The sequence below is a fragment of the Gaiella sp. genome, from assembly GCF_035558935.1.
Lineage (GTDB): Bacteria > Actinomycetota > Thermoleophilia > Gaiellales > Gaiellaceae > Gaiella.
The window spans coordinates 1-20616 of record NZ_DATMBZ010000177.1; the positions used below are offsets into that span (position 1 = coordinate 1).

General features: G+C 72.5%; 19 protein-coding genes. 11 read left to right on the forward strand and 8 right to left on the reverse strand.

Going from position 1 to position 20616, the window contains the following annotated elements:
* Positions 1 to 762 precede the first annotated feature (762 nt).
* Complete coding sequence (surE, locus tag VNM44_RS16555; protein WP_325627333.1) at positions 763 to 1590, reverse strand: 5'/3'-nucleotidase SurE; 828 nt, start codon at positions 1588 to 1590, stop codon at positions 763 to 765.
* Positions 1587 to 2531, reverse strand: coding sequence for a PfkB family carbohydrate kinase (locus VNM44_RS16560; RefSeq protein WP_325627335.1), 945 nt, complete (start codon positions 2529 to 2531; stop codon positions 1587 to 1589). Before VNM44_RS16560 ends, surE begins: the two co-directional genes overlap by 4 nt.
* A gap of 188 nt (positions 2532 to 2719) precedes the next feature.
* Here VNM44_RS16560 and VNM44_RS16565 point away from each other — a divergent pair, with 188 nt between their 5' ends.
* On the forward strand, positions 2720 to 3724 hold the full coding sequence (locus tag VNM44_RS16565; protein WP_325627337.1) for a magnesium transporter CorA family protein: 1005 nt from the start codon (positions 2720 to 2722) through the stop codon (positions 3722 to 3724).
* A 120-nt stretch (positions 3725 to 3844) separates the two neighbouring features.
* On the opposite strand, the gene VNM44_RS16570 is transcribed toward VNM44_RS16565, so the two are convergent.
* Positions 3845 to 4858, reverse strand: coding sequence for a hypothetical protein (locus VNM44_RS16570; RefSeq protein WP_325627340.1), 1014 nt, complete (start codon positions 4856 to 4858; stop codon positions 3845 to 3847).
* 120 nt (positions 4859 to 4978) lie between these two features.
* Between VNM44_RS16570 and VNM44_RS16575 the strand changes: the two genes are divergently transcribed.
* Together VNM44_RS16575 and VNM44_RS16580 are read left to right on the forward strand one after the other, a co-directional pair.
* Positions 4979 to 5401: a PRC-barrel domain-containing protein gene (locus tag VNM44_RS16575; protein WP_325627342.1), complete on the forward strand. Its 423-nt coding sequence runs from the start codon at positions 4979 to 4981 to the stop codon at positions 5399 to 5401.
* Positions 5398 to 5544: a hypothetical protein gene (locus VNM44_RS16580; RefSeq protein ID WP_325627344.1), complete on the forward strand. Its 147-nt coding sequence runs from the start codon at positions 5398 to 5400 to the stop codon at positions 5542 to 5544. The genes VNM44_RS16575 and VNM44_RS16580 overlap by 4 nt, the downstream gene beginning before the upstream one ends.
* Before the next feature lie 4 nt (positions 5545 to 5548).
* Here VNM44_RS16580 and VNM44_RS16585 read toward each other — a convergent pair whose 3' ends face one another.
* Positions 5549 to 6526: a TIGR03557 family F420-dependent LLM class oxidoreductase gene (locus tag VNM44_RS16585; protein WP_325627346.1), complete on the reverse strand. Its 978-nt coding sequence runs from the start codon at positions 6524 to 6526 to the stop codon at positions 5549 to 5551.
* Positions 6527 to 6650: 124 nt separating this feature from the next.
* On the opposite strand from VNM44_RS16585, the gene VNM44_RS16590 reads away from it, so the two are divergent.
* On the forward strand, positions 6651 to 7370 hold the full coding sequence (locus VNM44_RS16590; protein WP_325627348.1) for a DUF72 domain-containing protein: 720 nt from the start codon (positions 6651 to 6653) through the stop codon (positions 7368 to 7370).
* A 1-nt stretch (position 7371) separates the two neighbouring features.
* Here the strand turns inward: VNM44_RS16590 and VNM44_RS16595 are convergent, their stop codons facing one another.
* Genes VNM44_RS16595 through VNM44_RS16605 form a run of 3 tightly spaced genes read right to left on the reverse strand, consistent with a single transcriptional unit; the run spans position 7372 to position 12531 of the window.
* Positions 7372 to 7725, reverse strand: coding sequence for an STAS domain-containing protein (locus VNM44_RS16595; RefSeq protein ID WP_325627350.1), 354 nt, complete (start codon positions 7723 to 7725; stop codon positions 7372 to 7374).
* A 2-nt stretch (positions 7726 to 7727) separates the two neighbouring features.
* The gene (locus VNM44_RS16600; RefSeq protein ID WP_325627352.1) at positions 7728 to 11786 is read right to left on the reverse strand and encodes a SpoIIE family protein phosphatase; all 4059 of its coding nucleotides are present in this window, start codon (positions 11784 to 11786) and stop codon (positions 7728 to 7730) included.
* A gap of 34 nt (positions 11787 to 11820) precedes the next feature.
* Positions 11821 to 12531, reverse strand: coding sequence for a metallophosphoesterase family protein (locus tag VNM44_RS16605; protein ID WP_325627354.1), 711 nt, complete (start codon positions 12529 to 12531; stop codon positions 11821 to 11823).
* Positions 12532 to 12589: 58 nt separating this feature from the next.
* Between VNM44_RS16605 and VNM44_RS16610 the strand changes: the two genes are divergently transcribed.
* Positions 12590 to 13231, forward strand: a complete 642-nt coding sequence (locus VNM44_RS16610) for a hypothetical protein (protein WP_325627356.1) — start codon at positions 12590 to 12592, stop codon at positions 13229 to 13231.
* Between the two features lie 6 nt (positions 13232 to 13237).
* Here VNM44_RS16610 and VNM44_RS16615 read toward each other — a convergent pair whose 3' ends face one another.
* A complete protein-coding gene (locus VNM44_RS16615; RefSeq protein ID WP_325627358.1) occupies positions 13238 to 13993 on the reverse strand; it encodes a hypothetical protein in 756 nt (251 codons plus the stop codon).
* Between the two features lie 219 nt (positions 13994 to 14212).
* Here VNM44_RS16615 and VNM44_RS16620 point away from each other — a divergent pair, with 219 nt between their 5' ends.
* From VNM44_RS16620 to VNM44_RS16645, 6 genes are all read left to right on the forward strand, one after another.
* Positions 14213 to 15379, forward strand: a complete 1167-nt coding sequence (locus VNM44_RS16620; protein ID WP_325627360.1) for a S1C family serine protease — start codon at positions 14213 to 14215, stop codon at positions 15377 to 15379.
* A 12-nt stretch (positions 15380 to 15391) separates the two neighbouring features.
* A complete protein-coding gene (locus tag VNM44_RS16625) occupies positions 15392 to 16057 on the forward strand; it encodes a response regulator transcription factor (RefSeq protein ID WP_325627362.1) in 666 nt (221 codons plus the stop codon).
* 3 nt (positions 16058 to 16060) lie between these two features.
* Positions 16061 to 17254 carry a sensor histidine kinase gene (locus tag VNM44_RS16630; RefSeq protein WP_325627364.1) on the forward strand — a complete coding sequence of 398 codons (1194 nt, stop codon included), beginning with the start codon at positions 16061 to 16063 and terminating at the stop codon, positions 17252 to 17254.
* Between the two features lie 76 nt (positions 17255 to 17330).
* Positions 17331 to 17573: a hypothetical protein gene (locus tag VNM44_RS16635; RefSeq protein ID WP_325627366.1), complete on the forward strand. Its 243-nt coding sequence runs from the start codon at positions 17331 to 17333 to the stop codon at positions 17571 to 17573.
* Between the two features lie 183 nt (positions 17574 to 17756).
* Complete coding sequence (locus VNM44_RS16640) at positions 17757 to 18731, forward strand: ABC transporter permease (RefSeq protein ID WP_325627368.1); 975 nt, start codon at positions 17757 to 17759, stop codon at positions 18729 to 18731.
* A 29-nt stretch (positions 18732 to 18760) separates the two neighbouring features.
* Positions 18761 to 20515, forward strand: coding sequence for an ABC transporter substrate-binding protein (locus VNM44_RS16645; RefSeq protein WP_325627370.1), 1755 nt, complete (start codon positions 18761 to 18763; stop codon positions 20513 to 20515).
* The last annotated feature ends 101 nt before the right edge of the window (positions 20516 to 20616 follow it).

Sequence of the window (20616 nt, forward strand, 5' to 3'; positions counted from 1 at the left end):
CGGTACCGGCGTGCCCGCCGTCGACGCCCCGGGTCCGGTCGTTTCTGGTCTCGTCGGCCATGGCTCTCGGCCTACCCGACCCGGCGTCCGCTGAAACTGCAGCGACGGGCGCAGCGTCGGCGGGAGGCGAAGATCCGCCTCAGAGACCGGTTTTCGTCAACCCATGCGCCGTGCCGGATGTGTGCCGACTCGTCCACAGCCTGGAACCCCAGGGGCTACCTGGGTTCGCGCGGTTCGGCGCCTCCTCCGGAGAGGGCAAGACCTGAGCGCCTGGCTATGGAGCGCGGCGCGAGGATGAGGATGTCTTGTCGACGCGAGTCGACAGCGTCCCGCGCGGCTGACGAGTCAAGCGCCGCAGGGCGGTGAAGGCCGAGGACGCCGGCTGGCGCCCTCGGCCCGGCCGCCGCTCGCTCGCTAGCGCCGGCCGTAGCCGACGCCGCCCGTGACGAGCAGGACGAGCAGCACGATGATCAAGATCCATGCCCACAACGGCATCTCGGGTCACCTCGCTTCCTTTGTCCCGGGGGTCAGCGTCCGTCGACGCAGTCTTCCCGCTGGCGGCCACAGGCAAACGGAACGGCGCGCGTTTGGGGCGGACGGTGCCTCCGGGAAACGGCGCTCCAGCAGGGAGGAGACCGTGTTACCAGGCGCGATCGAGCAGGGCGTGATCGCGGTCTTCGCACCGACGACCGTTCGCTCTCGATCGTCCCGCCGCCCAGCGCCGAGTCGGCGCTCGCCTGGCGGGACCCCCTCGGCTGAGGGTCATCCGTCCGCGGGCTCCGCGCGGGCTTCCCCGCGCGGACCGCTCGCGAGTCGCGCCTCGGGAGCCGGCCGCGGCTCCGCGAACGGGATCTGCTCCGGCGGCACGGCACGGATGCCCTCGATCGCCGTGACGGTCGCGATTCCCGCGTCGACGAGCGCCGTATCGGAGGACGGGTCGAGGTCGGCGTCCGTCGAGCGGTACTCGAGCTGGACGAGCGACTCGCGGCGCTCGGCGACCGAGACGCGGAACGAGCCGAAGCGGTCGAGGGTCGCCCAGCGGAGCGAGCCATTCTCGCCCTTCCGGGGAGTCGCCGGGACGTTCACGTTGAGCACCGTCGCGGGCGGCGCGGCGGCGAGCAGCTCGAGGGCCTCAGCGAGCCACGGCTCGACCGCGTCCCAGGGCATCGGATCGGTGACGGCGAGGCTCACGGCGAGCCCCGAGAGCCCGAAGCTGGCGCCCGTCAGCGCTGCGCCGACCGTGCCCGAGTGGAGGATCGCCTGCCCGGTGTTCGTTCCCGCGTTGATGCCCGAGACGACGAGGCTCGGCTCGACGTCGTCGATCCCCCGTCGCGCCGCGAGCAGCGCGGCCAGGCCCGGCGGGCCCTCGACCGCGTACGCGGGAATGTCCGTCGCGGGCGGCGGCAGCGTCACGCGGCGCACCTGCGTGGGCACGTCGAGCTCGATCTTCCCGATCGCCGCGCTCGCGCCGCTCATGTCCCGGGCAGGGGCGACGACGACCGGCTCGTGACCGAGCGAGCGCAGCAGCGCCGCGAGGACGTGGATTCCCGGCGAGTCGACTCCGTCGTCGTTCGTCACGACGACCGTCATGCCGCTCGCGCCTCCACCGTCACGCGCTTCGCGAGCTCAATCACCGCGTCCGCCCGGCCGGTGCCCGACCCGTGGCGCGTGACGTTGAGCGCGGCCGCGGCGGCGCCGAGGCGCAGCATGTCGGCCCACGGCAGGCCGCGCGAGAGCCCGACCGCGACCGCCGCCGTCATCGAGTCCCCGGCGCCGCGGGAATCGGCCACGTCGAGGAGCGGCTGCCGGACCTCGTGGAGGGACGTGCCGTCGGAGGCGAGCGCGCCGGCGTCGGCACAGGAGACGAGAACGTGCTGCGCGCCGTCCGCGTGAAGACCGGCGACCAGCGCCTCGACCTCGGCGGGGCCTGTCCCCCCGAGCCGGCCGTCACGGCGCATGTCGTCGTCGCTCACCTTGACGATGTCGGGTCCGCTCTCGAGCACCGCTTCGAGCTCGTCGCCGGTCAGGTCGGCGACGATGCGGGCGCCCGCTGCGCGCAGGTCGCCGGCGAGCCGGCGGTACGTGTCCACGTCGATCGCCCCGGCCCGGTGCGTCCCAGCCAGCACGCAGACGCCGCACTCGAGGCCCGCCGCGAGCGCCGCGGAGTAGAGCTCGTCCAGCGCGTGGCGGCCGGGCACGGGCGGATCTCCCTCCCACCAGGTCTCGCGCTCGCCCCCGCGACGGTCCTGGATCCACGTCGCGTTGGGCGCCTCGAGGTCGACGTCCGAGCGCTCGATCCCCTCCTCGTCGAGGAGTGCCCTGAGCACGATGCCCGGCTCGCCCCCGAGCGGCGTGCAGAGGACGGCGCGCGCGCCGAGCGACGTGGCCATCCGCGCCTGCCAGACGCCCTGACCCCCCGGATGGACGTGGACTTCGGCTTCGTCGTCGGCCGTCCGCTCGAGGGTGACGGTGAGGATCGTGACCGGCGCGAACACCGCGATCGCGCCCTCGTGTCCGCGCAGCTCGCCCATCTCGGCTCTGTACCCGCTGTCACGGCGAGCGAACCGCGCGCGGCCGACTCGGTCCACGCCGCTCTCGGGATTGCCCGGGCCCGGCATGTGGCCTCGAGACCCATGAGGCTTTGAGGCTTCGCGTTCCCTCTTCCTTCGGCGGCGAAACAGGCGCGCGTGGAAGCAGCCGCGAGCGGGTACACCGGGGCATGGCCGTACGGGAGCGCGACCGCCCGCGAGCCGACGAGGGCTGCGAGCTACGCCTGACGCTGTTCGACGGCGAGCGGACGAAGCGACTCGACGGCCTCGACGACGTCCCCCGCCGGATCGGCAGGTCGTCGCTGCTCTGGATCGACGCCGGCGTGCCCTCCGAGGACGATGCCCGCAGGATCGCCGAGGCGCTCGACCTCGACGACGACGCCGTGGCCGTCCTCACGAGCGACGGGCAGACGAATCGGTTCCACGACGGCGGCCACTTCGTCGCCGTCACCCTCGAGGCGCCGGAGGCCGAGTCCGCCGACAGCGTGGTCGAGGTCGACTGTCTCGTGGGCAAGCGCTGGGTCGTGACCTCCCATGCGAGGCCGATCGGGGCGCTCGACGAGTTCACCGAGCTCGCGGAAGGCTCGGGCGCGGTCGGCGAACTGGACGGGACGTCGTTCCTCGCAGCGCTCGTGGCCTGGGTACTGAACGGGTACGAGAGGGCGTTCGACCACCTGGAGGAGGAGCTGGAGGAACTCGACGAGCAGGCAATGCGCGGCCGCGGCGTGCCCGAGGCGCACATCGAGTCGCTCGTCGTCCTCCGCCGGCGCGCAGGGCGCCTACGGCGGGCCCTCACCACCCACCGGGCAGCGCTCCTCGCGCTCACGCACCCAGAGCTCGAGGCGCTCGGCGACGACGTGTCCGGGCAGCGCTTCCAGGAGCTCTTGTCGAGCTACGAGACGACGATCCAGACCGCGCGGGACACCCGGGCGAGCATCGTCAGCTCGTTCGACGTCGTGATCGCACGTACGGGCCAGCGAACGAACGACGTGATGAAGGTCTTGACCCTCGCGTCGGTGATCCTTCTCCCGGGATCGCTCCTCGCAGGCGTGATGGGCATGAACTTCAAGGTGGGCCTCTTCGCGCACACGGCGCTGTTCTGGGTCGTCCTCGCCGTGATCGCCATGATCGCCGTCGTCACGCTGGCCGTCGCGAAGGCGAAGGACTGGATCTGAGCTCGAGGGTGTTTGCCGCTCGAGCGCGGCCGGGTATCCCCTCCATCGTGGGGAGACCAGGGCCCTTCTTCAGGGCCCGGCGCCGAGGGGTCGGCTCTCGCCGACCCCTCGTGCGGTTCGTCATGCGGCCCGCGCGCGCCGGATGCGCCAGGAGCGAAGGAGGCTGACGAGCGCAGCTTCTTCTTCCTGGGCGAGCGGGTCACGGCCCGACACGACGCGCATGCGGCGGGGACGGAACTGCTCGAGCGTGCGCCCGTCCCGCCACTGCTCGACCACGGCCGGGCTGACGTACGAGCTCCGCGCGACCGCCGCGGTGTTCCCGAGCTCCTCGCCCACCTGCCGCATCACGCGGGCGAGCACGCGCCGCTCGTCGGTCGTCTCATCGGGCGGCCCGTGCTCGGCGAGCGCGAGGGCCGCGGCGAGCGTGCCTCCCCAGGTGCGGAAGTCCTTCGCCGTGAAGCCCTCGCCGAGGTGCTCGGCGATGTAACCGTTCAGGAGAGCCGGAGTCACGTTGCCCGTCTCGCCGTCGCGCTCGAACCGGAGCAGGCGGCCACCGCCGTCGAGGCGCAGGAGCGCCTTCACCGCCGTGGCGAGCTCCTCGTCGACGAGCGTCGTCCGGACGAGGACGCGGTGCTTGGCGCGAAAGCGAAATGCGACCCGACGCCCGCGGACCTCCACGTGCCGTTTTGTGAGCGTCGTGATCCCGTACGTGCGGCTCGTCCGCGCCGCGCGCTCGGAGCCGACCCGGAACCAGCCGCGGTTCACGAGAGTCACACCGACCGCGCACGCCCATTCGCGCTCGTACGGGCCTTTCTCCAGGTCGCGGGCGATCTGCTCGCGGAGACCGGGCAGGAGCTCGCCGAAGCGGACGAGGCGGTCGAACTTCGCCTGCTCCTGTGCGGCACGGAAGTCCGGGTGGTAGAGGTACTGCGTCCTTCCCGCGGCGTCGACTCCCGTCGCCTGGAGGCGCGCCCCTCCGTTCGGCGAGATCCAGACGTCCCGCCACGCGGGCGGGATGACGAGTCGCTCGATCCGCTCGAGGTCGCGCTCGTCGGTGATCCGCTCGCCGCGCCGATCGACGTAGCGGAACGGCTTACGCCTCCCGATCCGCCGCCACCCCCCGCGCCGCGCCACCCCTCAGCCTCGCACGGCCGCGTCGAGGGTGGGCGCCGTCACAGTCCGATCGTTCCACGGCGCGGTGTCGGGTAAACCGCGGCGGAGTTTGTCCGGAGCCCGACCCGGGGACGATCGACCATGGCCTCGCGAGACTCCGCCGAGCTTGTGTGGCCCCGCTCGGCGCGATCCCTTCTCGGACGGAAGGTGCGTGTCGGGGACGTGAACGTCGGCAGCGTCGCGGATGTCGTCGTCAACCGCAGCGTCGGCCACGTCCTCGGCCTCGTGGTCGAAGGCCGATCGGGCCAGCCCCACTTCTTGCCCTGGGTCGCCGCGCGCGTCGAGGAGGACCAGATCGTGCCAACTTCCGTCTTCGGCTTGCTCTCGGCGACCGAGTTGAGCTTCTACCTGGAGAACGGCGTCCGGCTCTCCCACGCGATCGACGGGCCGGGAGCGGCGGGAGGCCCGCTCGACGACCTGCTGATCGACCCCGACGGGGACGTCGCTGCGATCGTCCGGCGCCGCCCCGCGACGACCCCGTTCGCCGCGGAAGCAGCCGGATGACGCACACCCGGGGCGACCGTCCAGACTTCGCCCACCCCGTCGAGCAGGAGCTCGCACGCCTGTTCGACGCGCTCTCCATCCGCTGGCGCTACGAGCCGCCGCTCGACCGCCTGGCCGCGATTCTCGAGCGGACGACCCCCTAGCGGCTCAGCGCGCGGCAGCCTCGTGCACGCGCTCGTACCGAGGCAGGATCTCCGAGGCGTAGAAGCGCAGGAAGCCCTCCTGATCGGGGCCGACCTGGTGGACGTAGACGTGCGTGAACCCTGCGTCCACGTACGTGTCGATGCCCTTCGCATGCGCTTCGGGATCCGGGCCGCACACGATCGCCTTCGCGATCGCCTCCTCGTCGACCATCCCGGACGCGTCCTCGAAGTACGAGGGCAGTGCGAGCTCCTGGCCGAGCGGCCCCCGAAGCGCCGCGTTCGGCCACCACTCGAGCGCCGTCTTGCGCGCGTCCTTCTCCCGCTCGGCCCAGCAGACCGTCACCTGCGCGTAGCGCGGCTTGCCCTCGCCGCCCGCCTCGTCGAAGGCCTCGACGACCTCGACGTCCGGTGAAGTCCCGATCAGGCCGTCGCCGATCCGTCCCGCGAGCTCCCCGGCCTCGGTCCCGCCGGCGGCGACCATCAGCTCGATCGGCTCCTCTGGCAGCGTGTAGATCCGCGCGTTCTCGACCGTGTAGTGGCGGCCGCGGTGGCTCGTGAGCTCGCCGCGCCAGAGGTCGCGCATCACCTCGACGGCCTCCTCGAGCATCTCCCGGCGCACCTCCGTCGCCGGCCAGCGCAGGCCGAGCACGTGCTCGTTCAGGTTCTCGCCCGTGCCGACGCCGAGGAAGAACCGGCCCGGCAACATCGAGGCCGCGGTCGCCGCCGCCTGGGCGACGATCGCGGGATGGATCCGCATCGTCGGGCACGTGACGCCCGTGCCGACCACCAGGCGCTCGGTCGCGAGCGCGATCCCGCCGAGCACGCTCCACACGAAGGGGCTCTGGCCCTGGCGGTCGATCCACGGGTGGAAATGGTCGGAGACGAGGGCGAAGCGGAACCCGGCCTCCTCGGCCTGCGCCGCGTTTCGCACGAGATCGAGCGGACGGTGCTCCTCGCTCGAAAGGGCATATCCCAGCTCCACGGCTCCTCCTCGCCTCGCAGGTCCCGGCTGTCGTCGAGACGGCCCTTCCCGCTCGCTCCTCGGCCGAAACGGCGGCGCGTCGCCGTCGACGTTTCGCCGGGCGAGGAGGACGGAAAGCCGTGGCATGGTGCGCATCGGCTGCTCCGGCTGGAGCTACCAGCACTGGAAGGGCCGCTTCTACCCCGGCCGCGCGCCGGAGTCGGGCTGGCTCGGGCTCTACGCAGAGACGTTCGACACGGTCGAGGTGAACGCGACGTTCTACCGCCTTCCGCTCAGGAGCACCGTCGCCGGCTGGGCCGCGCGCACCCCTCGGACGTTCCTCTTCGCGGTCAAGGCGAGCCGCTACCTGACACATGTCAAGCGGCTGCGCGACCTGCCCGCGGGCCTCGCGCGCTTGGAGGAGCGCATCGCGCCGCTGCGGGAGGCGGACAAGCTCGGGCCGGTTCTCTGGCAGCTCCCCGCGAGCTTCCGCCGCGACGACGTGCGGCTCGCCGAGACGCTCGCACGGCTGCCCGACGGAAGGCACGCCTTCGAGTTCCGCCATCCCAGCTGGTTCGACGACGACGTCTACGCACTCCTCCGCGAGCACCGTGCCGCGCTCGTCGTGGCCGACCGCAACGGGCTTCCCGAGGCGCCCTGGGTCGACACCGCGGGCTGGTGGTACGTCCGCCTGCATCACGGCCGTGCCGGTCGCCGGGGGAACTACTCGCCGGCCGAGCTCGAGCGGTGGGCCGAGCGGCTGCGCGGCCGGAGCGGCGACGCCTACGTCTACTTCAACAACGACTGGGAGGGCTTCGCGCCGCAGAACGCCGCGACGTTGCGGTCGCTCGTCGCCGACCGCTGAGCTACGACGCGATCCGCGTACGGAGCGCGGATGCGAGCGCTGCCTCGAGCGTCTCGAGCACCACGTCACCGCCGAAGCCCGCGACGCGGAACGTCCACGACGAGGGCGTGCCCGGCGGGGAGACGATGAAGAGCGACCGCTGCTCGGACGCGAGCTGCCGGTGGCCGCGGTCGATCGCCCTGATGCCCGAGCTGTCGAGATACGAGACGGCCGTCACGTCGAGGACGACGCCTGCCGCGGTCGTCGCCACGACAGCGTCCTGGACGTCGTCCGCGTTCGTGAGGTCGAACTCTCCCTCCAGCCGGATGAGGGCGACGCCGTCGCGATATTCCGTCGTGATCTCGGACGGCACCATGTTCACACGGAGGCCTGCTCGACCCGTTGACCCATGCGAACGACAGTGGCGCCGTCGTCCCGCTCGACCGAGACGTCTTCCATGATCGATCCCATTATCGCGAGGCCGCGGCCCCTGTCGCCGTCCCCCGGGCCGTCGCGCCAGCCGCCCTCGTCCCGCACCTGAACCTCCAGCCTGCCGCGATCGAGGGACGCCTTCACCGTCACGATCCCCTCCCCGTTGGAGCCGTAGCCGTGCTCCACCGCGTTCGCCGCGGCTTCCGAGACGGCGAGGACCGTGCTCCACTCCGTGTGCTCGCCGAGAGCCTGATCGACGAGCCACGCGCGCAGGCTGTCCCGAAGCGCCGCGAGCTCGGCCGGCGCCGCCCTGAGCGAATGGTTGAAGAGCGGCGTCGTGGGGAGTCGGAGCGTCGTGAGGACGCACACGTCGTCGTCCTGCTCCTCGGGGCCGAGCAGAGCGTCGCAGATGTCGTCGGCATACGTCGCGGGGCTCCCACTCGCGAGCAGGGCCGCGCGCGCGAGCCGCTCGAGCCCCGCGTCGATGCTCTCCGAGCGCCGTTCGACGAGGCCGTCGGTGTAGAGCACGAGCGTCTCGCCCTCCTCGAGGCGATCCACTGCGTCGCGGCGGTCACCGAGCAGCGATCCGAGCGGCGGCGAGCGCCCCTCCCAGAGGAAGCGAGTGCGGCCGTCGGGCGAGACGACGAGCGGCGGCGGATGGCCGGCGCAGGCGTACCGGATCCCTCCGTCGCCGGGATCGAGCTCGACGTACGCGAGCGTCGCGGTCGCCGCCGCCGGCACGGTCTCCACGAAGGCGTCGAGCCGCTCGAGCAGCTCCGACGGGCCCGTCGTCTGGGCGAGGGCGCTGACGGCGCCCCGGAGCTGCCCCATCGCCACGGCCGCATCCAGGCCGTGCCCGACGACGTCCCCGACGACGAGCGACACGGCGCCGGAGGGCAGCGTGAACGCGTCGTACCAGTCGCCCCCGACCTCGAGGGCCGCCGTACCCGCCCGATACGCCGCCGAGACAGTGACGTCCTCGAACGGAGGCGGGCCGCCGCCGAGGAGGCCGAGCTGCAGCGTGTGCGAAACCTCGCGTTCGTGCTCGTAGAGGACCGCGTTGTCGAGGATCACCGCGGCCCGCGAGGCGATCTCGCGGGCCAGGCTGTCGCCGATCAACGGCGCCCAGTCCTCACCGGCCGCGGAGCGGATCGTGAGCGCGCCGAGGTTGTGACCCCGAGCGCGAAGCGGCAGCACGACCGCCGTCGCGGCATCGGAAGAGCCGTCGGGCTTGGGACGCACCTCCTCCCCCGCGGCGATCGCGCTCTCGACCAGCTCCGCCCAGCGCGAGTCGTCCGCCAGCTCGGGCGGGCGCGAGCCCGTGCTCACGACCGCGCTCGGCGCGCCTTCCTCGTCGAGCAGGTGGACGCCGGCGAACGTCGCATGCTCCTCGGTCAGCATCTCGACGAGCCGGCGCGCGCGGGCGTCGACCGTCGTCGCCCACTCGAGCGACTCGCCGAGACGCACGAGGAAGGCGCTCGCGTCGGCAGCCTTGACGGCGTCGACGTAGAGTCGCGCGCGCTCGAGCGCGAGGCCGCACTGCTCCGCCACACCGACGACGACGTCGCGACGCGCCGAGCTGCTCCACGGCCGCTCGACGAAGCCGACGGTGAGGACGCCGAGGACCTTGCGGCTCACGGCACGGAGAGGCACGGCCACCACGGCCTGCACGCCTGCACGCTCGCGCACCGCCGCGAAGCCGGGAAACCGCGCGTCGAGCTCCGCGTCGGCAACGATCTCCACCATGGCCTCCGTGCGCAGCGCCGCGGCCGCGGGTGAGGAGTCGGAGCCGAGCGCCTCGACCGCGCCGCCGACGAGATCCTCGGGAACGCCGCCGACCGCGAGGATCTCGATCACCCCGTCGTCCTTGCTGGTGTGGATCGCCGCCGGGCCGAACCCGGCGTCGTGGAGATCGGCGACCGTCGATCTCGCGATGTCGTGAACCGTCACGGCGGCGGCGAGGTGGGCGGCGTTCACCTCCAGGAGCTCGGCGAGGCGCCGTGCCTCCCGCTCCGCCTCGAAGAGCATGGCGCGCTCGAGCGCGACGCCGGCCTGCTCGGCCATGCCGACGAGCAGCGGCCTGCGGTCCTGCCCTGCCCAGCGCTGTCGCCGCGAGGCCGCGAAGATCGCGCCGATCACCTCACCGCTGGCGGCTCGCAGGGGCAGCGCGACGAGCGACTCGAGGCCGACGCGCTGCCGCTCCGCCGCGATCTCGGGATACAGCGCGTCGTATCTCTCCGCGTCGACCGCGGTCACCCTCTTTTCCCTCATCGCGTCGGAGACGAGCCCGCCGAGCTCGAGGGGATACTCCGCGAACCGGGTGCGCGTCTCCATCGGGACGTCCGACGAGGCGAGCCCCGCGAGCCGGTCGGAGCCGGCGAGCCGCCACACGAACACGAGGTCGGCACCGAACTCCTCGAAGTCGGCCACGGTCGACTCGGCAACGTCGGTCGCCGTCGCGGCGGCCGCCAGACGCGTGGCGTTCTGCTCGAGGAGCTCGGCCTCGAGCCGGGCGTCGCGCTCGCGCTCGAGCAACGAGGCCCGCTCCAGCGCCTGCGTGAGCTCCTCCGCGACCGCGTCGAGCATGTTCCGCTCGGCGTCCTCGAGCATTCTCGGCTGGGCGAAGGCGACGCCGACGGCGCCGGTCTGTCGGGGGAGTGGCACGACGACCATCGAGACGATGCCCTCGAGGAGCGACTCGACATCGGGTGGGTAGCGCTCGGCGATCTGCTCGTGTCCATGGAGCTCGATCGTGCGCCGGCCGCGCATGGCGTCGGCCGTCGGGGTCGACGTCTCGCGCGGCACCGGTCTCCAGTGCCACTCCTCCGGCGGCACACCGGCCGGCACCTTCAGCGTCCGCACGTCGTCGCCCCAGGCGATACCGACCGTGCCGAGGTCGGCGCCGAAGGCATCGAAGAGGAAGGGCATCGCCGCCTCGGCGACCTCTGTCGGTAGCGCGGCGGCCGAGAGCGAGGCGGCCAGCCGTTGCAGCATGTCCGCCCGCTCGCCGAGACGCGCCGCGTTCCGCTCGAGGGCCTCCGATCGCTCCCGGGCCGCGCGCTCGGCCTCGTTCGCGCTGCGCAACCGCCGCTCGGACGTCGCCCGCGTCCACGTGAAGGCACCGAGCATCAACGCGAGAATCGCGCCGCCGAGGAGGATCGCGAGAGACGAGCCGTGCCCGACGCCCTCGCCCTGGGCCGTCAGGCGCCACGGCCGGCCACCGAGCTGGAACGACCGGGTGACACCGCCGCTCGGCGGGTCGGGCGTCGCGTAGACCTGCCTGCCGTCGATCGCGAGACGGACGCGAAGCTCGGGCGGCAGGCGGCGCAGCACTCCGGAGACGACGCCCATGCCGAACCACGTGCCGATGTACGCGACCGGGACGTCGCGGTTCCCCGTGGGGGCGTAGAGCGGCCGCAGCGCCAGGTATCCGCGACCGCCCGCGAGGAAAGGAATTGCGCCGGTGAACTCCGTCCGTCGCGTCGCGCGCGCGCGGAGCAGCGTCTCACGGCGTATCGGCTCGCTCATCAGGTCGTAGCCGAGCAGCGCGCTCCGAGCGCCCGTCATAGGCCAGACAGAGACGATCGGAACGTAGACCGGGCGCGCGCCGGCGGCGCGGAAGCCACCGCCCCCCACCTGCTCGGAGATCTGACGGCCGAACGCACTCTCGAACCTCGCGCGCTGGGAGGCCGGTACGACCTCCGCGAGCGCGAGGGCGCTCGACCCGCCGATCGACCCGACGGCGCGGGCGAAGGCCTCGAAGCTGGCCTCGTCGACGTTGCCGCGCGCGTCCACGAGCCCCGCGGAGGCCCGGAGGCTCGTCAACACGCGCCCGATGCTGTTCTGCACCGCCTCGTTGGCGGTCTGCGCGGCGCGGTCGTCCTGCGCACGCTCCCGATCGTCGGCTCGTGTCCAGAGGAGCCAGGCCACGGCGACGGTCGCGATCGCGACGAGAACGACGAGCACACCGCCGACGAGCGTGGGGGCGCCGACGCGAGTCCTCACGCGATGGGTGATAGCACGTACGCCAGGCGGCGCCCTAGAAGGCGGCGAGGTGGAAGTCGCCGGGGAGCACCGGCCGCGCGACGTTGTGGACGGGAACGGTGCCGATCGCTCCGAGCGGCCGGCCGTGGTGCGCGTGCCCGTGAAAGACGGCGTCCGGCCTGTGGGCGCCGATCGGGCCGGCGAGGCGCCCCGATCCGAGGAATGCCCAGATGCCCTCCGGCTCGCCGACGATCGTCTCGCTGATCGGCGCATAGTGCAGCAGGACGAGTCGCGTCTCGCAGCCCGCGACGGCCTCGAGACCTTCCTCGAGCGCGGCCACCTCGCGCGACGTCTCCGCGTAGACGTCCCGCAGCAGGCGCTCGCCGAAGTCGGCGATCTCCGCGCCCGGGAAGCCGCCGACGAATCCCTTGGTCCCGGCCACACCGACCTGGGCCGCGCCGACGTCGAACACGGCATGCGTCCCGTCGAGCACCGTCACACCAGCGTCGGTGAGCACCCGCGAGATGTCCTGCGCGAGGCCGTTGTGGTGGTCGTGGTTGCCGAGCACAGCCACCACCGGCGGGCCGGCCGCGCGGCACGCGTCGGCAAGGACCGCCGCCTCCTCGACGAGGCCGTGCGTCGTCAGGTCGCCCGCGAGGAGAACGAGGTCGACATCGGCCAGCCCGGCGAACACCCGGACGAGCCGTTCCCGGTGGTCCTCCGAGGCGTGGAGGTCGCCGACCGCCGCGATGCGTGCTCCGGTCACGACGACGGGCATACCCACCCGCGGATTGGACGTACCGCGCGGGGGGTAGAACCGGCGCGTGAGCCACACGCCGAACGACGACTTTCCGGAGCTGATCGAGACGATGAAACGGGCCGCGGCGGCGCTGCGCGACGCCGAGGTGCCCTTCCTCCTCGGCGGCGGCATGGCCGCCTGGGCGCGCGGCGGGCCGCCGACCGACCACGACGTCGACCTGCTCCTGCGCGAGCGCGACGCCGAGCTCGCGCTCGAGGCCCTCGAGGCGGCCGGGATGCGCGGCGAGCGGCCCCCCGAGGGGTGGCTGCTCAAGGCCTGGGACGGGGACGTCCTCGTCGATCTGATCTTCCGGCCCGCCGGCGGCCCCGTCGACGAGGCGTACTTCGACCGGGCGAGCGAGCTCGAGGTCGTCGCGCTTCCGCTCCTCGTCGCGTCGACCGACGACGTCCTCGCGACGAAGCTCCTCGCGATGTCCGAGCAGGACCCGGACTACCGTCCCGTGCTCGAGATCGCGCGCGCCCTCCGAGAGCAGATCGACTGGGCGCTGCTGCGAGAGCGCGTGGACGAGTCGCCGTTCGGCGCGGCCTTCTTCACGCTCGCGGAGCGGCTGCGGATCCTTCCCGACGCGCACGAGACGAACCATCGCGTCGTCCCGTTCCCGACCCGCCGCGCGCGGGCGTCGGGCGATGTCTCGGGCCCTGCCTGAAGAGCCTCAGAGCCCGGCCGGGAAGGCGTACGCCGACGGCAGCGGCCGGGGCAGCTCGCGCCGCGTGCCGTAGGCGACGACGATCTCCGCGTGCGGGGCGAGGGGCAGCACGCGCGGGTCACCCGTGACGGGACGTCCGTCGGCGTAGACCGCGAGCTCGTCGCGCCCTCGCGCGCAGTAGCCGCCGAGGCACGTGCGGGTGAGGCGGACGCCCCAGACTCCGAAGACCTGCCCGAGCGTGAAGGTCCGGACCTTGGGCGACTCGACGTGGACGATGCCCGACGCGTCGTGTGTGTGGATCGGCGAGATGAAGCGCGCGGCGGCGTCGATGCCGATCCCGGCGGGCACGACGACGCGGCGGCCGTGGACGAAGACCTCGAGGTGCTGGTGCGTGTGGAGCGCCGTGCCCTCCCGGCCGAGCGCCGGCAGCCCGAGCGCGTCGAGCCGCGCACGTAACCGTGCGACATTCGCGGGCCAGGGCGCGCGCGTCATCAGCTCCCCGGGGAGCTCCGCGCGCAGGAGCGAGGCCGACGCGGTGCCCGACGAGCCGCCGCCGGGACCGAGCACGAGCACGAGCGCGGCCGCGGCGGCCGCCGTCAGCACGGCGAGGACGAGCGAGACGGCCGCGCCGCCGGCGGCGACGGGGCGCGCCGCGCGCGCCCGCGCCGACCCGCCATCTCTGCGGCCGATCGCGAGAAGCGCCGTCGTCGCCACGGCGAGGAAGGCAGCCTCGACGAGCCCGCGACCGAGCGGGCCGGTCACGGAGCCGGCTGGCGCGCCGCGGGACCGAGCATCGCCCACGAGCATGCCTGTCCCGGCGCAGGCCACGCATCGGCCGAACGGACGAGCGCCGAGACGAGGCACGGCTCGTCCCGCGGGCGCGCCCGCGCGGACGCGCGATAGCCCGAGCGGGCGATCGTCGGCCGTCGGCGCCGGAGGGACGATGCGGCCACCACCGTTTTCCGTCCGAGGAGCACCGTCATGGTTCGCACCGTCGCAATCGTCGTGACCGCTGCCGTCGTCGGAGGGCTCGCCGGGGCCGCGGTGGGGGTTGCCGTCGGCGGCGGACACGCGACCGGCGCCGCGACGACGCCGCAGCCGGTCGTCGGGACGAACACGAGTGCCGTGCGGAGCACCGCGAGGGCCTCCGCGCTCTCACCCGAGGCCGTCTATCGCACGGGGTCGCCGGCGGTCGTGCTCATCACCGACACCCAGACGGAGGTCGTGCCGCCGACGTTCTTCACGCCGGGCGGCAAGCAGCGGGTCGGCGCGCTCGGCTCCGGCTTCGTGGTCGACCGCAGGGGCGACGTCGTCACCAACGACCACGTCGTCCAGGGAGCGACGAACATCCGGGTCGGCTTCAGCGGCGGCGCCACGTACCCCGCAACGATCGTCGGCACCGACCCGACGACCGATATCGCAGTCGTGCGTGTGAAGGCGCCGTCGGCCGCGCTCCATCCGCTGCGGTTCGCCGCCTCGAGCGGCGTCCAGGTGGGCGACCGGGTGTACGCGATCGGCAACCCGTTCGGGCTCGAGCGGACGATGACCGCCGGCATCGTCAGCGCCACCGGCCGCGACATCCAGGCGCCGAACGGCCGCACGATCGCCGGCGCGATCCAGACGGACGCGCCGATCAACCACGGCAACTCGGGCGGACCGCTGCTCGACCGTTTCGGCAGGGTGGTCGGCATCAATGCGCAGCTCGAGGGCGGCACGGTCGATGCGAACGTCGGCATCGGCTTCGCTGTCCCGAGCTCGACGGCCCGGACGGTAGCGAGCGAGCTGCTCGCGCACGGCCACGCCGAGCACCCATGGCTCGGCGTGGAGATCGAGACGATCGACCCGACCGTTGCGCGGGTCGTCCGCGGGCTCCCCTCGCACGGCGTCGTCGTCCTCCGCGTGACGAAGGGCAGCCCGGCGGACAGGGCGGGCATCGTCGCCGCGACGAAGCAGGTGACGGTGAACGGCGTCAGTGCCTCGACGGGAGGCGACGCGATCGTCGGGCTGGACGGCAAGCCTGTCTCCTCGTCGGGCACGCTGACCGACCTGCTCGCCCAGCGAAAGCCTGGCGACCACGTCCGGCTGACCGTCGTACGCGGCTCGCAGACGCGGACAGTCGACGTGACGCTCGGGAACGTCCCGGGCTGACGGGGGCGTACGATGAGTGACGTCACGATGCAGGAGCAGGGCCGGAAGCGGGTCACGGTCGTGGTGGCGGACGACCATCCCCTCTACCGCGAGGGCGTCGTGCGTGCGCTGCTCGCGAGCGGCAACGTCGAGATCGTCGCGGAGGCGGAGGACGGGCGTTCGGCGCTCGCGGAGATCCAGGCGCACCGGCCGGACGTCGCGCTGCTCGACTACAAGCTGCCCGAGCTCGACGGGGTCGCCGTGACGCACGCGGTCGTGCGCGAGCAGTTGCCGACCCGCGTGCTGATCGTCTCGGCGTTCACGGACAGCGGGGTCGTCTACCGCGCGCTCGAGATCGGCGCGGCCGGGTTCGTCTCGAAGGAGGCGCGGCGCGAGCAGATCGCCGACGCGGTGCTCGCCTGTGCGCGCGGCGAGAACGTCGTCCCGCCCGACGTCGCCTCGGGGCTCGTCTCCGAGATCAGGCTGCGGAAGCAGACCGACGCGCCGGCGCTCACGCCGCGGGAGCAGGAGATCCTCCACCTGATCGCTGCGGGCAAGAGCCTCCCCCAGATCGCGAAGGAGCTGTACCTCGGCCTCACGACCGTGAAGACGCACGTCCAGCACCTGTACGAGAAGCTCGGCGTCTCCGATCGCGCAGCGGCGGTTGCGAGCGCGATGCGGCGGGGCCTGATCGAGTAGGCGGTGGAGCGACCGACCTTCCCCGCGTCGTCCGGGGAGGCGATCGCGGAGGCCGAACGGGCGGTCGCGTGGCTCAGGCTGCCCGCGATCGGGCTGATCGCGATGGGGGCGAGCCTCGACCATCCCGACCCCGACCGGCTCGGATTTCTCGTCACGCTCGCGCTCTTCTCCGCGTGGAGCGTGGGCGTCCTCGCCTACGTCCATCTCCGCGAGGCGGGCGAACGCTTCGCGCTCGTCGCGACGGCGATCGACATCGCCGCGATCGGGATGCTGGCCGTCCTCTCCGGCGGCGCCTACTCGCATGCGCGCCTCGCGTTCTTCCTCGTCCCGGTCGCGGTCGCCTTCCGGTTCCGGCCGTCGATCACGGCACTCGCGGTCGTCGTCACGACGGCGACCTACGTGATCCAGGCGGCAGCTCACCCGGCCGCGAGCCAGCCGGACGCGGTGCGATTCATAGCCACGCAGGCTGGTTTCCTCGCCTGGGTCGGTGTCGCCTGCGTGATGCTCTCACGCCTGTTGGAGCGCCGCACGGAGCTGGCGTCCCGGCTGGTCGCCGACCGGGCGCGCCTCCTCACGGATGCCCTCGAGGCGGAGCAACGGGAGCGCAAGGCGCTCGCCGAGTCGCTCCACGACAACGCGATCCAGAACCTCCTCTCCGCACGTCACGAGCTCGAGGAGGCGGCGGAGACCGTGACGCATCCGGCCCTCGCCCGGGCCGACGACGCGCTCGTCGCCGCGGCCGGCCAGCTGCGCGAGGCGGTGTTCGATCTCCACCCGTACGTCCTCGAGGCCGCCGGCCTCGAGGCCGCGCTCCGCTCGATCGCGAACGAGGCCGCGGCGCGCGGGCGCCTCCGGCTACGGCTCGACCTCCACTGCCCCGACCGGCACGACGGCGACCAGCTCGTCTTCTCCGCCGCGCGAGAGCTCCTGTCGAACGTCGTCCGTCATGCGGACGCCTCCGGTGTCGCCGTGCGCCTCGCCGAGGCGAACGGCGACCTCGTGCTCGTCGTCGAGGACGACGGCCGCGGCTTCCCGCCGGGGCTGCCGGACGAACGGCTTGCGGACGGCCACATCGGGCTCGCGGCGCAGCGCGTCCGTATCGAGTCGGCAGGGGGCCGCATGGAGCTCTTCTCCGCGCCCGGGGACGGAACTCGCGTCGAGGTCCGCGTCCCCGGGACGCCCCTGCGCCCCGCGTAGACGACGGCCCGGCTCGCCTGCGCGATCGTCCGGACGGACGATGGCGACGGGCGCGTCGCTCCCCGAACATCGAGCGATGCCCGAGCGGAGAACGAGCGAAGGCGTCGAGTCCACCCTCCAGGTCGTCGCCGCTCAGCGGGTCGCCCAGGCGACGGTGACGGGGTTCGCGTTCTGCGAGGAGTGCGGGCTCCCGCTTTCCGAGCGGCAGAAGGTCGCCTTCCTCACAGCCGCCGTGCTCGAGCTCGACGGCCTCCACCAGGAGCTCACGGGCGTGCTCCACGTGGAGCGCCTGATCGCGGACCTCCTCGGCCGATCGTAGGAGCTCCGGCCGCGCCGGATCGACGGCGTGATGTGCCATCCGCGCACGGCGGGCCGTCACGCATCGGCCGATCGGAGGATCGGGCCGTCCGCCTGCCACCCGGGCCCGAGCGTACGGGGGATCGTCTCCTCGCAGGATCGGCCGCGGCCCGCGGGGCGTGCAGCGTGAATGTATGGAGCGCCATTGACCACGACGGCCGAACCGGCCTTCGAGGCATGGTCGGAGGGCGCGCCGCCGCACGTCGGCGGCTCGATCGCCGGCAAGACGCCGTTCCAGCTCTTCTGGGAGCGGTTTCGCGAGGACAGGGTCGCGCTCGCGGCGCTGGGCTTCATCGTGCTCGAGATCGCGCTCGCGCTCCTCGCGCCGTGGATCGTGAAGCTCCTCGGCCATCCGCCGAACGCCCAGTATCCCGAGACCCTCGACCCGACCTACGGCACGCCCACCGGGCCGTCGCGCGACTTTCTCTTCGGCGTGGACACTGTCGGCCGCGACGTCTTCGCACGCGTCCTCTACGGGGCGCGCGTCTCGCTCCAGGTCGCGCTCGTCGCAACCGCGCTCTCGGTCGGCCTCGGCGTCGTCGCGGGAATGCTCGCCGGCTTCCACCGCGGCGCGACCGACACCGTCATCTCGCGGGTGATCGACGTCACGCTCGCGTTCCCGATCCTGCTTCTCGCGCTCGGGATCGCGTCGTCGTGCTCGCTCGGGAACGGCTGCGCGGGAGGACTGATCAAGCCGGGACTGTCGACGGTGATCGTCGCGATCGTCGTCGTCAACTGGACGTACATCGGCCGGATCATCCGCGGCCAGGTTCTCTCGCTGCGGGAGAAGGAGTTCGTCGAGGCCGCGCGCGCCGCCGGCGCGGGCTCGACGACGATCATGTTCCGCGAGCTCCTGCCAAACCTCGTCGCGCCGATCGTCGTCTACTCGACGCTCGTCATCCCGCAGAACATCCTGCTCGAGGCGGCGCTCTCGTACCTCGGCGTCGGGATCAACCCCCCGCAGGCGAGCTGGGGCGAGATGCTCGCCGAGGCGACGCCGATCTTCGCCACCGCCTGGTGGTTCTTCCTCTTCCCGGGCCTCGCGCTCCTGCTCACCGTGCTCGCCTTCAACTTGCTCGGCGACGGGATCCGCGACGCCCTCGACCCGAAAGCCGCATGACCAGTTCACCAACGCTCGAAGGAGGAGCGATGTCAGCACTCACGAGGGCCTTCGGCCGCCGCGCCGCGGTGACCGCGGCGCTGCTCACGGTGGTCGTCGCCGCGGTCGGCGCGGCCGCCGCCACGGCCGGGAGCCGTCAGGCCGGAGGGACGATCACCGTCCTCTCGGCCGGCGACGTCGACCACATCGACCCCGGCCAGGCGTACTACTCGTTCACGTACGAGATCTCGTACGCGACCCAGCGGCCGCTCTTGTCATACCGGCCGAACTCGATCAACGCGATCCCGGACCTCGCCTCGGCGATGCCGAAGTACTCGAACGGCGGGAAGACCGTCACGGTGCACATCCGGCCGGGCGTCCGCTTCAGCCCGCCGGTGAACCGCGAGGTCACCTCCGCCGACGTGAAATACGCGATCGATCGCGCGTTCTCGTCGAGCGTCGCGAACGGCTACGCCGGCGCGTACTTCGGCGACGTGGTGGGCGCCCCCAGGAAGGCCACGAAGGGCGTCCCCGACATCAAGGGCATCCAGACGCCGAGCAAGGACACGATCGTGTTCCGGCTCAAGCGGCCGGACGGCGTCTTCACGGGCTCGCTCGGGTTGCTGATGACGGCGCCGGTTCCGCAGGAATACGCGAAGCGGTTCGACTCCCAGACGACCTCGACGTACGGGATGCACCAGGTCGCAACGGGGCCGTACATGATCAAGAACGACTCGTCGGGGAACATCAACGGCGTCGGCTACAAGCCGGGCCAGCTGATCGACCTGGTCCGGAACCCAAACTGGAGCGCGAAGACGAGCTGGCGACCGGCCCATGCCAGCGAGGTGCTCTTCAAGGAGGGCTACCAGGATCCGACCGTGATGACGCGGACGATCCTCTCCGGGTCGGCCGACGTCAACGGCGACTCGCCGCCCCCGCCGGCCGAGCTCCGGTCGATCATGACGAGCTCCTCGGAGCGGAAGCAGCTCCACTTCACGCCCGCGGGCGGGAGCCGCTACGTCGCGCTCAACACGTCGAAGGCGCCGTTCGACAAGCTCGCCGTCCGGCAAGCCGTCGCGACCGTCCTCGACCGAAACGCGATGCGCCTGACGCGCGGCGGGGCGATCGACGGCCGGATCGCGACGCACTTCCTCGACCCGAGCTTCAAGACCCAGGGCTTCGCGCAGTCGGGCGGCCTCGCCTTCAACCCGTTCCCGAGTGCGGGCTTCCGCGGCAGCGTCCCGAAGGCGAAGGCCCTGATGCGCAAGGCCGGCTACGCGAACGGGATGTACTCGGGACCCCAGGTGACGATGGTGGCGGACAACTCGCCGCCGGGCTCCAACACCGCGCAGGTCGTCGCCGCCGGCCTCGCCAAGCTCGGCTTCCACGTGAAGACGATCTCGGTCACGCACTCGACGATGTACACGAAGTACTGCAACGTGCCGAAGAACGAGCCGAACATCTGCCCGAACGTGGGCTGGCTGCCGGACTTCCACGAGCCACAGGCGGTCCTCAACGTCACGTTCGCGGGCGACGCGATCACGCCGGTGAACAACTCGAACTGGCCGCTCTTGAACGACCCGAAGATCAATGCGGCGATCGCGCACGCGAGGACGATCGTGTCCCCGCAGGCCCGCTGGGCGGCATGGGGGAAGATCGACAAGATGGTCACCCGGTCTGCGGCCGCCGTGCCGTGGGTCTGGGAGAACTTCCCGTCCGTCTACTCGAAGCGCGTCACGCCCGCCCCGGAGCTCTGGAACGGAGGCTCCCCGGACGTGACCTTCATGTCCGTGTCGGGCTCGTAGGGACACCACGTCCGCGACGCTCGACACCGCGCCCGTCCCCTCCTCCCCCGGGGCCCGCCCACCCCGGGGAGGAGGGGCGATCGGCGGCGCCATCCTGGCGG